An 11,953-nucleotide genomic window follows, 5' to 3' on the forward strand; every position below is an offset into this window, starting at 1 on the left:
GCGCGCGACGCGTCCGGCGCCCCGGGTAGTTGATGAAAAGCGGGTGGGTGCCGACGGCCCGTCAGGCCTTCTTCGCGCCCGGGAAGCCCAGCTTCTCGCGCTGCTCGTAGTACGCCTTGGCCACCGCCTGGGCCAGCGCGCGCACGCGCAGGATGTAGCGCTGGCGCTCGGTCACGCTGATCGCGCGGCGTGCATCGAGCAGGTTGAAGGTGTGGCTGGCCTTCATCACCTGCTCGTAGGCCGGCAGCGGCAGGCCCACCTCGACCAGCTTCTGCGCTTCACGCTCGCAGGCATCGAAGCGGTGGAACATTTCGTCCACGTCGGCGTATTCGAAGTTGTAGGTGCTCTGCTCGACTTCGTTCTGGTGGTAGACGTCGCCATAGGTCACCGGTTGCCCGTCCGGGCCGTAGGTCCAGACCAGGTCGTAGACGTTGTCGCAGTTCTGCAGGTACATGCACAGGCGTTCGAGACCGTAGGTGATCTCGCCCAGCACCGGGCGGCACTCCAGGCCACCGGCCTGCTGGAAGTAGGTGAACTGGGTCACTTCCATGCCGTTGAGCCAGACTTCCCAGCCCAGGCCCCAGGCGCCCAGCGTCGGCGATTCCCAGTTGTCCTCGACGAAACGCAGGTCGTGCACCAGCGGGTCGATGCCCAGCGCCTTCAGCGAATCCAGGTACAGCTGCTGGATGTTGTCCGGCGCCGGCTTCATCGCCACCTGGTACTGGTAGTAGCGCTGCAGGCGGTTCGGGTTCTCGCCGTAGCGGCCATCGGTCGGGCGGCGCGACGGCTGCACGTAGGCCGCGTTCCAGCGTTCCGGACCGATCGCACGCAGGAAGGTGGCCGGGTGGAAGGTACCGGCGCCCACCTCCAGGTCGAGCGGCTGGATGAGCACGCAGCCCTGCTGGGCCCAGAACTGGTTCAGGGTCTGGATCAGGCCCTGGAAGGTGATCGGAACGGTCGGGGTCGCGGACATGCGTACGAGTCTTGGCCGGCAAGGGGGTGCGTTAGTATAACGGCCGACCTGCGGGGCATTCCGTACCCGGGAGGAGCAGGCAGATGGAACATCGGCTGCCGGTGGGCACGCCCGGCGAGCCAGGCGACATCCCGCTGCCGTGGGGCCGCCTGCATTTCGAACAGGTCTGCGCAGCGCTGCTGGCCGATGGCCTGGTGGCCGAGCACGACGTCGAGCGCATGCGGTTTTCCGCACAGGGCGCGCGCAATGCCAGTGAAGTGCACCCGCTGGTGTTGCTGTCCAACCTCAAGCTGGCCGCCCGCGACGGTGGCGAACTGACCCTGGAACGCCTGACCGAATGGCTGGCCCGGCGCACCGGCAGCCGCTACCTGCGCATCGATCCGACCCGGGTCGACGTCGCTGCGGTCACCGCGCTGGTCTCCCACGCCTACGCCCGCCGCCACCGCTTCCTGCCGCTGGCGGTGGATGCCGAACGGGTGCTGGTGGCCACCAGCGAGCCGCTGGTGCAGGAGTGGCGCCGCGACCTGCAGCACCTGACCCGCCGCAGCATCGAGCTGGCGGTGGTCAATCCGCTCGACCTGCACCGCTACACCATGGAGTTCTACGGGGTGACCCGCTCGGTGCGTGGCGCGCGCGGCGATGTCCGCGGCGAAGCCAGCACCACCCTGCCCAGCTTCGAGCAGCTGGTCGAGCTGGGCCGTACCGGCGACGTCAATGCCGACGACCAGCACATCGTGCACATCGTCGACTGGCTGCTGCAATATGCCTACGAACAGCGCGCCTCGGACATCCACCTGGAACCGCGCCGCGAGATGGGGCGCATGCGCTTCCGCATCGATGGCGTGCTGCACAAGGTCTTCGAGGTGCCCCCGGCGGTGATGACCGCCGTGGTCAGCCGCATCAAGGTGCTCGGCCGCATGGACCTGGCCGAACGCCGGCGCCCGCAGGACGGCCGCATCAAGACCCGCTCGCCGGGCGGCCGCGAGGTCGAGATGCGCCTGTCGACCATGCCCACCGCCTTCGGCGAGAAGTGCGTGATGCGCATCTTCGACCCGGATGCCGCCTTCAAGAGCATCGACCAGCTGGGTTTCAGTCCGCAGGAGGCCGCCGGCTGGAATGCACTGGTCGAACGCCCGCACGGCATCGTGCTGGTCACCGGCCCGACCGGCTCAGGCAAGACCACCACCCTGTATTCCACGCTGAAGCGGCTGGCCACGCCGGACGTGAACGTGTGCACCGTGGAGGACCCGATCGAGATGATCGCGCCCGAGTTCAACCAGATGCAGGTGCAGGCCAACATCGACCTGGACTTCGCCAGCGGCGTGCGCACCCTGCTGCGGCAGGACCCGGACATCATCATGATCGGCGAGATCCGCGATCTGGAAACCGCGCAGATGGCGGTGCAGGCCTCGCTGACCGGCCATCTGGTGCTGTCCACGCTGCATACCAACGACGCGCCGTCGGCGGTCACCCGCTTGCTCGACCTGGGCGTGCCGCACTACCTGCTGGCCAGCACCCTCAACGGCATCCTCGCCCAGCGCCTGGTGCGCACCCTGTGCCCGCACTGCAAGCAGCCGCACACCCTTGGTGCTGCCGACTGGGCGGTGCTGGCTGATAGCCAAGCCGCATATCCAGATGCCGCCACGCCCTGTCGGCCGGTTGGTTGCCTGGAGTGCCGGCGCACCGGTTTCCTCGGCCGCATCGGCCTGTATGAGTTGCTGCCATTGGGCTCGCGGCTGCGTGGGCAGATCCGCGCCGACATGGATCTGGCCGGTTTCACCCGTGCCGCGCGGGCTGAAGGGGTGCGAACCCTGCGCCAGGCCGGGCTTGAAAAGGTGGCGCAGGGGCTGACTACAATCGAGGAAGTCCTGTCAGTCCTGCCGCCCCCGGATGAACCCAGCCCCGTTCCTGATCCTTGAAACCGGCCGACCGGTGCCGTCGCTGCGCCGCTACGGGCGCTTCCCTCACTGGATCCGGGTGGCCGCCGGGCTGGAAGAGCACGAGACGGTGGTGGTCGATGTCGAACACGGGGATGCCCTGCCCGACCCGCATGCCTTCGCCGGCGTGCTGGTGACCGGCTCGGCCGCCTTCGTCACCGACCACGCCGAATGGAGTGAGCGCAGTGCCGCATGGCTGCGCCAGGCCGCCCACGACGACTTGCCCGTGTTCGGTATCTGCTACGGGCACCAGCTGCTGGCGCACGCGCTGGGTGGCGAGGTGGCCTACAACCCGGCCGGGCGCGAGTCGGGCACGATCGAACTGGAGCTGCAGCCGCAGGCCGCGCAGGACCCGCTGTTCCAGGGCCTGCCGCAGCACTTCGCCGCCCACGCCACCCACCTGCAGACCGTGTTGCGCGCGCCTGACGGTGCCGAAGTACTGGCACGCTCGCCGCTGGATGGCTGCCATGCCTTCCGCTGGGGGCGCCAGGCCTGGGGCGTGCAGTTCCACCCCGAGTTCGCCACCCACCACATGCGCGGCTACGTGCGTGCCCGTGCCGACTGCATCGGCCGCCATGGCGGCTGTGCCCGCAGCATCGAGCGCGCGGTCAGCGCCGCACCGCTGGCGCGCCAGCTGCTGCGCCGCTTCGTTCGCCAGGCGCGGCTGTCTTCAGCCCAGCCGGCGGCAAAACAGGGATAATCGGCGGCACGGGCAAGCGCCCGGCCCCCTCCTGTCCTTCCCGGATGTCCATGAAAGAGATTCGCAAGCTGCCGGCCTCGGCGGGCGCCCAGTGGTTGCTGGATACGTTCTCGCTGTATCGGCGTGCGCCGCTGCAGCTGGCCCGGATCGGTCTGACCTGGCTGCTGGTGAGCTGGGTGGTCACCCTGTTGTCGACGCTGATTCCCGGCGCTGCCGGCATGGCCGTGCAGCTGATGACCCTGGCCATCTCGCCGATCATGTTCGGCGGCATGCTGTACGCCGTGGGTGAGATCGACGAAGGTCGCCCGGGCCTGGCCTCGCACCTGCTGCAGCCGATCCGCGACCACCGCGTCAGCCACCTGCTGGTGCCGCTGGCGATCCAGGTGCTGGCGGTGCTGCTGCTGGGCGCGCTGCTGTTCCTGATGATCGGCCGCGAAGGCTTCACCGCCTTCAGCGAGGTCATGACCAAGATGGAAGAGATCAGCCGCAGTGGCCAGCAGATCAAGCCGGACGATGCTGCGGCGCTGGTGGCCAACCTGCCGGCCAAGCGCATCGCACTGTGGATGCTGCTGGTGTTCCTGAGCGCGGTCGCACTGTCGCTGGCAATGTTCACCCAGCCGGCGCTGGTGGTGTTCGACAAGCAGAGCGGCATGCACGCGCTGCGCCTGAGCCTGCAGGGCTGCATCGAGAACATCGGCGCAATGATCGTGTTCGCCGTGCTCGGCCTGATCGCCGCGTTCTGCATCTACATCCTGTTCGTGATCGTGATCCAGATCGCGATGCTGATCGGCGGCCCGCTGGCCGCCGCCTTCATCGCCCAGCTGGTGCTGACCACGGTGCTGATGCCGCTGTATGTCGGCGCGGTCTACGCCGCGTGGAAGCAGATGTTCGTGCACCGTGGCAGCCGCGCCGCACCGCCGATCCCGACCACGCCGACCTCGAGCGACATCTTCCACGCCTGATGAAAAAAGGGGACGGAGGGGATTAAGTCGTTTATGCCCAGTGTGTGCAGCTAACGACTTAATCCCCTCCGTCCCCTTTTTTCTTTCAGGCGGCGGGCTTCTTGACTGCCGACGACGGCACCAGCCAGCGCGCGGCGTGGATGCCCAGCTCATAGAGCAGGCACATCGGGATCGCCAGCATCAGCTGTGAAACCACGTCCGGCGGGGTCAGCACCGCCGCCAGCACGAAGATGCCGACGATCGCGTAGCCGCGGCCTTCCTTGAACTGCTGCGGCGTCACCCAGCCCAGCAGCACCAGGATCACCATCGCCACCGGCAGTTCGAAGCTGCCGCCGAAGGCGAAGAAGATCGCCAGCACGAAATCCAGGTAGGCATTTGCATCCGGGGTGATCGCAATCACGTCCGGGCTGAAGGTGGTGAGGAAGTGGAACACCGCCGGCAGCACCAGGAAGTAGGCAAAGGCACAGCCGGTGTAGAACAGCAGCACCGAGGACACCAGCAGCGGCACCGCCAGGCGCTTCTCGCGCGCATACAGGCCGGGCGCGACGAAGGCCCACAGCTGGTACAGCAGCCACGGCACCGCCACGAACAGGGCAACGAAGAAGGTCAGCTTCAACGGCGCGAAGAAGGCGCCGGCCGGATTGGTGGCAATCATCGTCTGCCCGTTCGGCAGCTGCGAGACCAGCGGCTCGGCCAACGCGTTGTACAGCTTCTGGGTGAACGGCAGCAGCGCCAGCAGCACCACGCCCAGGCCCAGCAATGCGCGCACCAGGCGGCCGCGCAGTTCCACCAGATGTTCGACCAGCGAGCTCTCGCCGAAATCCTGTTCACTCATGGCTGGCGCTCCGTGCGCGGCGGCGGCGGCGCACCGGCTTCAGGGGGTGTCGCCGGCGTCGGCTCGGGAGCGACGCCCTCCTGTACCGGTGCATCGGCACGGGTCAGGCCGCTCATATGCGGCGGCAGATCCGCAGGCGCCGGTGCGCGTACCTCCTGCGCCAGCGTATCGCCCTGCTGCTGCGCCTCCTGCGCTTCGCGACGGATCGCTTCGCCGCTGGCACGCAGCTGGTTCTCGGTGGCCTGCATGCCCTGGCGAACGTCCTGCATCTGCCGCTTGATCTCCTCGGCCTGCAGTTCGCGCTCCAGTTCCTGTTTCACCGAATCCCATTGATTGCGGGCGCGACGCACCCACAGGCCGGCAAAGCGGGCCGCCTTGGGCAGGCGCTCGGGACCGAGCACCACCAGGGCGACCACGGCGATCACCAGCAGTTCGCTGAAGCCGATATCAAACACCGCGACCGCTCCGGATCAGCGAGGGGTGCGGTCGTGCTCGTCCTGCGCGGTGCGCGAGGCGTCCTGGCTGCGCGACTCGTCGCCCAGCTGCGCGTTCGGCTTGTCGTCGTCGCGCATGCCCTTCTTGAATTCCTTGACCGCCGAACCGAGGTCCTTGGCGCCACTGGTCAGGCGCTTGGTGCCGAACACCAGCAGGACGATGGCCAGCACGACCAACCAATGCCAGATGCTGAAACTGCCCATAAAGACGCTCGTTACGTTAGTGATCAGGCTGTCGAGCATAGCGCACCGGGTGTTAGCCGGCGCGCGTGACGAAAGTCAGTTTCCGCCCAGCGTTTCCGTGCGGATTTCGCCGTCATTGACCGGCTGGAAGCCCTGCTGCTGCGGCGGCGGGTTCTGCGGAACGTTCTGCAGCGGCGCGGTGGTGGCTTCGGCCGGGGCCGCCGGTGCTGCCTGAACGGGCACAGACACGGGGGCGGCAGCCGGCGCCGGCGCCGGACGCGGTGCATTGCCACCGTTGCCGTTGCGGTTGTTGCGGGCGGCGTAGGTGGCCTCTTCCAGGCGATCGCGGAAGGCGACCACGTCCATCGACGGCGAACCGACGGCGCGACCTTCGAAGATCATGCGCGGCGTGGTGTTGCTGCCGTAGGCGTCAAGGTTGGCGGCATCGTCGATCTGCAGCACCGCGCCATCCAGCGCAACACCGGCGAACAGGCCGCGCGCGCGCGACCACGACCAGATCTCGGCCTTCAGCTGGCCGTCGGTGGCGGCGGCGGCATTGCGGCCGACCGGACCGGCGGCAACGCCGGCATCGGCGCCAAGCGTGAACTTGCCATTGACCAGGTTGTCCAGGCTGCGGTCGTTGCGGAACACCAGCACCACGTCCGAAGACTGCACGCCGGCCTGGAAGCCGATGCTGCCACCGGTCAGCTTGACGAATACCGGGCTGGACCAGGCGCCATTGGGCATGCGCACCGACATCAGCCCGTGGCCGCGACGACCGCCAATGACCAGGCCGGCCTTGATCGTGTCGGGAATGACGATGACCGCGCGGCCTTCGTCGAGCAACTTGTCCGGAATTCCCTGTTCAGGGATTTCCTGGATCTCCGCCAGCACGCGCACGGCATTGCGGGCGCGCTGGTCTTCCTGCGGTCCGGCCATGGCCTGGCTGGACAGCAGGCTGGCGGCGATCAGCAGGGCTTGGATCGGGCGACGCATGGCAGGCTCCAGAAGTCAGTCCATAGGAAGATATAGCAAGTGACTGAAATTAGTAGTGTTGTCATGAATCACCAATGAGCGCTCCCCGCTCACATAGATGCGCGCTATGCCAGCAATCCGAACCCTGCATCCCGGTGCGACACCGGATCGGCGACAATGCACCCCATGCTCGACGCACCCGATACCGCCGTGCTGGCGGTCAACCTAGGCACGCCCAATACGCCGACGGCCCCCGCCGTACGCCGTTACCTGGCCGAATTCCTGTCCGACCGCCGCGTGGTCGCGATCCCGCCACTGCTGTGGCAGCCGCTGCTGCGCGGACTGATCCTGCCGCTGCGCAGCAGCCGTTCGGCGGCCAAGTACGCCCAGGTCTGGCTGCCGGATGGCTCACCGCTGATGGTCCATACCCGGCAGCTGGCGCAGGCGATGCAGGCCCTGCTGCCAACCCTGAAAGTGCGCCACGCAATGCGCTATGGCGAACCGGCCCTGGCCCACGAGCTCGACCGCCTCGCCGCCGAAGGCGCACGCCGCATCGTGGTGCTGCCGCTGTACCCGCAGTACTCCACCACCACCACCGCCTCGGTCGAGGACCGCGTCGACGCCTGGCAGCGGCGCAACCCGGGCGTGACCGTCAGTCTGGTACGCGACTACTCGGTCGACCCGGGCTGGGTCGAGGCCGTTGCCGGCTCGATCCGCCGCTACTGGGAACAGCACGGCCGCAGCCAGAAACTGATGTTCTCCTTCCACGGCATTCCGCAGCGCCTGGCCGACGCGGGTGATCCGTATCCGCAGCGCTGCGAGGCCAGCGCGCAGGCCATCGCCAACGCGCTGGGCCTGGGCAAGGACGACTGGCAGATGGGTTACCAGTCGCGCTTCGGCCGCGAGCGCTGGCTGCAGCCTTACGCTGAGCCGAGCCTGTGGGCGTTGGCCGAATCCGGTGTGAAGCAGATCGACGTGGTCTGCCCCGGCTTCGCCACCGATTGCCTGGAAACGCTGGAAGAAGTCGCGATGGGCTTCACCGAAACGCTGGCCGAACGTGGCGCGACGATGCGCTACATCCCCTGCCTCAATGCCGAACCGGAACACGCGCGCGCCCTGGCACGACTGGCCGTGGCCTCGCTGGCATGAGTCTGCAACCCTTTGAACTCGGGGTCGGCGGCACCCGCGTCGCCGGCCTGCGCAACAGCGGCGACGGCCCGCGCGTGCTGGCCCTGCATGGCTGGCTCGACAATGCCGCCAGCTTCGTGCCGCTGGCGCCGCACCTGGCGTCGCTGCAGCTGGTGGCGATCGACCTGCCCGGCCATGGCCACAGCGCGCACCTGCCGGCCGGTGCCAGCTACACCACGGCGGCCGCGATCTGCCACGTGCTTGATGTGGCAGACGCCCTGGGCTGGGACCGCTTCAGCCTGCTCGGCCATTCGATGGGCGCCGGCATCGCCAGCCTCACCGCCTCGGTCAGCGACCGCGTCGAACGCCTGGTGGCGATCGAAGCTCTCGGCGGCCTGCGCGGCCCCGAAGAAGAGACCGCCCATCGCCTGCGCGAGCACGTGAACGCAACCCGTGCGTTGGCGCGCAAGCAGCTGCGCGTGTTCCCCGACCTGGCCGCGCCGATCCGCGCACGGATGATGACCAACCAGCTCAGCGAACCGTGCGCACGACTGCTGGTCGAGCGCGGCGTGGAACCGGTCGAAGGCGGGTATCGCTGGTGCAGCGATCCGCGCCTGATGCTGCCCACCGCGATCCGCCTCAGCGAGGGCCAGATCGACAACCTGCTGCAGGCCATCGCGTGCCCGACACAGGTGATCTATGCCACGCCGGCGCAGTCGTATTATCCCGAGCCGATGCGCAGCGATCGCCTGCAGCACCTGCGGGATGGCCGGCTGGCAGTGTTTCCCGGCAACCATCACCTGCACATGGAAGATCCGGAACAGATCGCAGGCGTGATCCTGCACTTCTTCAGCAACGACAACGCCGGCTGAGCGCAGGCGTCCGCGCGCTTCACTCCGCGCGTTTGCGGCCGATACATCAGTTGCGGGCCCCTGCGCCCGCTGCACGCGGGCCCGGTCGGTCCTGCGGCATGTGTCTGGTTCTGCAAGGAAGTCCGCATGCCCGCTCTGCTGCACCGTCACCCACAGGATGTGGCCGCGGTGTCCCCTCTCCGCGTCGCTGATCGCGCCGCATCCCTCGAATTCCCGGCACCCGCCCTCGTCACGCCCTGCTGCGTGCGTTGCGGCGTGCTCGTTGTCGTCTGCTGACCCAGGAGCCTCCGATGTCCATTGCATCCGCCCGTCCCCCCGATACCGCCCGCCTGTCGCACCTGCAACAGCTCGCCCGCGGTGCTGACCGCCGCCTGCTGACCGGCAGCGCGGCACTGGCCGTGACCGGGCTGGTGCTGGCCCTGCGCGGTCCGCACGGTGTGGCCGCCGCGTTGGCCGCGGGCGCTGTGCTGCCCACCTTGTGGCTGGCCGGTCCGCTGGCAGGCCGCGGCATCGCCCGCAACGCCCTGGCAATCCTGGTGGCGCTGCAGCTGGCACTGTTGTCCGCGATCACCGGCCTGTCGCCGGCGTTGCCGATCGCCCTGCTGCTGGGCGTGCTGCTGGGCCATCGCGATCGTCTGCCGGTGTGGCTGGCCGGTAGCATCGGCACGCTTGCACTGCTGGCCCCGCTGCCGGCCGGTGCTGCGGTGGGGCCGGCGCTGCTGCAGGCCGCGATGCTGGCCGGCCTGACCCTGTTCCTTGGCCAGGTCGCACTGCGGCTCCGCCAGCAGACCGAAGCACTCGGCCACGGTCCCCGGCGGCTGGCCGCGCTGGCGCGCGACATCGCCACCGGCGCCGATCTTGGTGCACATGCTGACACCACCGCCTACGCACCGGGTTCGCTGGCCCATGCGCTGGCCGACACCGCACGCCATGTGCAGGCCCAGCGTGGACGCGAAGCGGAGGCACACGCCGAGAACGCGCAGATCCGCCAGGCCCTCGATGCCTCGCGCACCGCGATGATGATTGCCGACAACGATCACGTGATCCGCTACGTGAACCGCTCGGTGGTGGCCCTGCTGCGCAACCAGCAGGCAACGTTGCGCCAGGCCTTCCCCGATTTCGATGCCGAGCGCCTGGTCGGTAGCAGCATTCATCGCTTCCACGCCAACCCGGACCGGATCCGCGCCATCCTCAATGGCCTGCAGGTCAGCCACAACGGCAAGGTACAGATCGGCCCGGTGCACTTCGCACAGGTGGTTACTCCGGTCTTCGACGCACAGGGCGTGCGCCTGGGCTTTGCCGTGGAGTGGCATGACCGTACCCATGAGCTCGCCTTGGAGAACGCCGTCGCCGGCATCGTCGCGGCCGCCGCCGCCGGCGACCTCGACCAGCGCCTGCAGGCAACCGAAGGTGCCAGCTTCCTCGATGGCCTCACCGGTGGCATCAACCGGCTGCTGGATACGTTGGGCAGTACGGTTGACGAGGTGCGGCAGATGCTCTCGGCGCTGGCCAGCGGCGATCTCGATCGACGCATGCATGGCGAGTATCACGGCGCCTTTGCCGCGATCCAGCGCGATGCCAACGCCACCGCCGGCCAGCTGGCGCGCATGGTGGGCCGTATCCAGCAGTGCGCGTCCTCGATCAGCACCGCTGCCAGCGAAATCGCTGCGGGCAATGGCGCGCTGTCCGAGCGCAGCGAGCGCCAGGCAGCGCACCTGCAGGAAACCGCCGCTTCGATGGAAGAGCTGACTGCCACCGTGCGCCAGAACGCTGCCCATGCGCGCGAGGCGAGCCAGCTGGCGATCACCACCCAGAGCGCCGCCAGCGATGGCAACGTCGCCATGCAGCGGGTCGTCGACACCATGCAGGCGATCGAGGGAGCCTCGAAGCGGATCGGCGACATCACTGGCGTGATCGATGGCATCGCCTTCCAGACCAATATCCTCGCGCTCAACGCGGCAGTGGAGGCCGCCCGTGCCGGCGAGCAGGGCCGTGGCTTCGCGGTGGTGGCTAGCGAGGTGCGCGTGCTGGCGCAGCGCTCCGCCGCTGCGGCTCAAGAAATCAAGAAGCTGATCGATGAGGCAGGTCGCCAGGTGGGCGAAGGCGCCCAGCTGGTGGCCGATGCGGGCCAGCGGATGCAGGGCATTGTCGGGGGCGTTGAGAATGTCAGCCACCTGATGCACGAGATCTCGGCGGCCTCGCAGGAGCAGTCGGTCGGCATCGAGCAGATCAACCAGACCGTGGTGCAGATGGACCAGGCGACGCAGCAGAATGCCGCGCTTGTGGAGGAAGCCACCGCGGCCGCACGCGAGCTGCAATCGCAGGCGGGTACGCTTACCGAGGCGGTATCGGTGTTCCGCCAGCAGGAACCGCACGAGGTCTCGCGGGCCGCCTGATCCGGGCCTGCAGTTCCATCCCGGTCAAGACGGCGCCCGCAGGGCGCCGTTTTTTTGCCTGCTTTTGCGTGATGGGTCAGGAAAAAAAGGCCGCTTCCGGACCTGCCGTGAGGAGCGACCAACCCTGGCTGGTGCCGCATCCACATGTGGCGTGAATCTACTGTGCGCCCGCATGCCCTCGGTAGTCGCCAACCTTGGTTGGCGCTGGGGCTGCCCGCGGAGAATATCCACGCATGGCGTGCATCTACCGGCCGGTGTGCAGCTATGGCGGTGCCGGCCGGCGGCCGGCACTACCCACATGTTCTGCGCACAAAGAAAAACCCCGCTGCGTGAGCAGCGGGGTTTTGGGTATAAACCCTGGCGATGACCTACTCTCGCATGGCTTGAGCCACACTACCATCGGCGCAGCTGCGTTTCACTTCCGAGTTCGGGATGGGATCGGGTGGTTCCACAGCGCTAATTTCACCAGGGAGGCTTTTGGAGTGTCGCACTCGTCCC

11 protein-coding genes and 1 rRNA gene are annotated in these 11,953 nt (G+C 68.0%); 6 read left to right on the top strand and 6 right to left on the bottom strand.

The features are described 5' to 3' along the window. Positions 1–61 precede the first annotated feature (61 nt). The gene (gene glyQ / locus AC5P56_RS03850; RefSeq protein WP_014648902.1) at positions 62–973 is read right to left on the bottom strand and encodes a glycine--tRNA ligase subunit alpha; all 912 of its coding nucleotides are present in this window, start codon (positions 971–973) and stop codon (positions 62–64) included. Between the two features lie 83 nt (positions 974–1,056). Between glyQ and AC5P56_RS03855 the strand changes: the two genes are divergently transcribed. The 3 genes from AC5P56_RS03855 to AC5P56_RS03865 are packed head-to-tail and all read left to right on the top strand — an operon-like array spanning position 1,057 to position 4,572. Continuing rightward, positions 1,057–2,892: a GspE/PulE family protein gene (locus tag AC5P56_RS03855; RefSeq protein ID WP_134809447.1), complete on the top strand. Its 1,836-nt coding sequence runs from the start codon at positions 1,057–1,059 to the stop codon at positions 2,890–2,892. Further along, entirely contained in the window at positions 2,864–3,610 is a 747-nt protein-coding gene (locus tag AC5P56_RS03860) for a glutamine amidotransferase (RefSeq protein WP_014648904.1), read from the top strand. Before AC5P56_RS03855 ends, AC5P56_RS03860 begins: the two co-directional genes overlap by 29 nt. 50 nt (positions 3,611–3,660) lie before the next feature. After that, positions 3,661–4,572: a BPSS1780 family membrane protein gene (locus tag AC5P56_RS03865; protein ID WP_014648905.1), complete on the top strand. Its 912-nt coding sequence runs from the start codon at positions 3,661–3,663 to the stop codon at positions 4,570–4,572. Between the two features lie 85 nt (positions 4,573–4,657). Here AC5P56_RS03865 and tatC read toward each other — a convergent pair whose 3' ends face one another. The 4 genes from tatC to AC5P56_RS03885 all read right to left on the bottom strand — a co-directional run bounded on the left by tatC (position 4,658) and on the right by AC5P56_RS03885 (position 7,080). After that, entirely contained in the window at positions 4,658–5,407 is a 750-nt protein-coding gene (gene tatC, locus AC5P56_RS03870; protein WP_005420449.1) for a twin-arginine translocase subunit TatC, read from the bottom strand. Further along, entirely contained in the window at positions 5,404–5,862 is a 459-nt protein-coding gene (gene tatB / locus AC5P56_RS03875; protein WP_134809449.1) for a Sec-independent protein translocase protein TatB, read from the bottom strand. Before tatB ends, tatC begins: the two co-directional genes overlap by 4 nt. 15 nt (positions 5,863–5,877) lie before the next feature. Further along, positions 5,878–6,105 (bottom strand): Sec-independent protein translocase subunit TatA, encoded by a 228-nt coding sequence (gene tatA, locus AC5P56_RS03880; protein WP_014648907.1) that lies wholly within the window; start codon positions 6,103–6,105, stop codon positions 5,878–5,880. 75 nt (positions 6,106–6,180) lie between these two features. Beyond that, complete coding sequence (locus AC5P56_RS03885; protein ID WP_111205393.1) at positions 6,181–7,080, bottom strand: lipid-binding SYLF domain-containing protein; 900 nt, start codon at positions 7,078–7,080, stop codon at positions 6,181–6,183. 165 nt (positions 7,081–7,245) lie between these two features. On the opposite strand from AC5P56_RS03885, the gene hemH reads away from it, so the two are divergent. The 3 genes from hemH to AC5P56_RS03900 all read left to right on the top strand — a co-directional run bounded on the left by hemH (position 7,246) and on the right by AC5P56_RS03900 (position 11,455). Continuing rightward, positions 7,246–8,208: a ferrochelatase gene (hemH, locus tag AC5P56_RS03890; RefSeq protein WP_495231468.1), complete on the top strand. Its 963-nt coding sequence runs from the start codon at positions 7,246–7,248 to the stop codon at positions 8,206–8,208. Continuing rightward, positions 8,205–9,059: an alpha/beta fold hydrolase gene (locus AC5P56_RS03895; protein WP_142235018.1), complete on the top strand. Its 855-nt coding sequence runs from the start codon at positions 8,205–8,207 to the stop codon at positions 9,057–9,059. The genes hemH and AC5P56_RS03895 overlap by 4 nt, the downstream gene beginning before the upstream one ends. 290 nt (positions 9,060–9,349) lie before the next feature. Further along, on the top strand, positions 9,350–11,455 hold the full coding sequence (locus AC5P56_RS03900; protein WP_495231466.1) for a methyl-accepting chemotaxis protein: 2,106 nt from the start codon (positions 9,350–9,352) through the stop codon (positions 11,453–11,455). 355 nt (positions 11,456–11,810) lie between these two features. Here AC5P56_RS03900 and rrf read toward each other — a convergent pair. Then, a 5S ribosomal RNA gene (gene rrf / locus AC5P56_RS03905) occupies positions 11,811–11,925 on the bottom strand. Positions 11,926–11,953 lie beyond the last annotated feature (28 nt).

Source organism: Stenotrophomonas sp. YJH_SMC_131 (assembly GCF_059367975.1).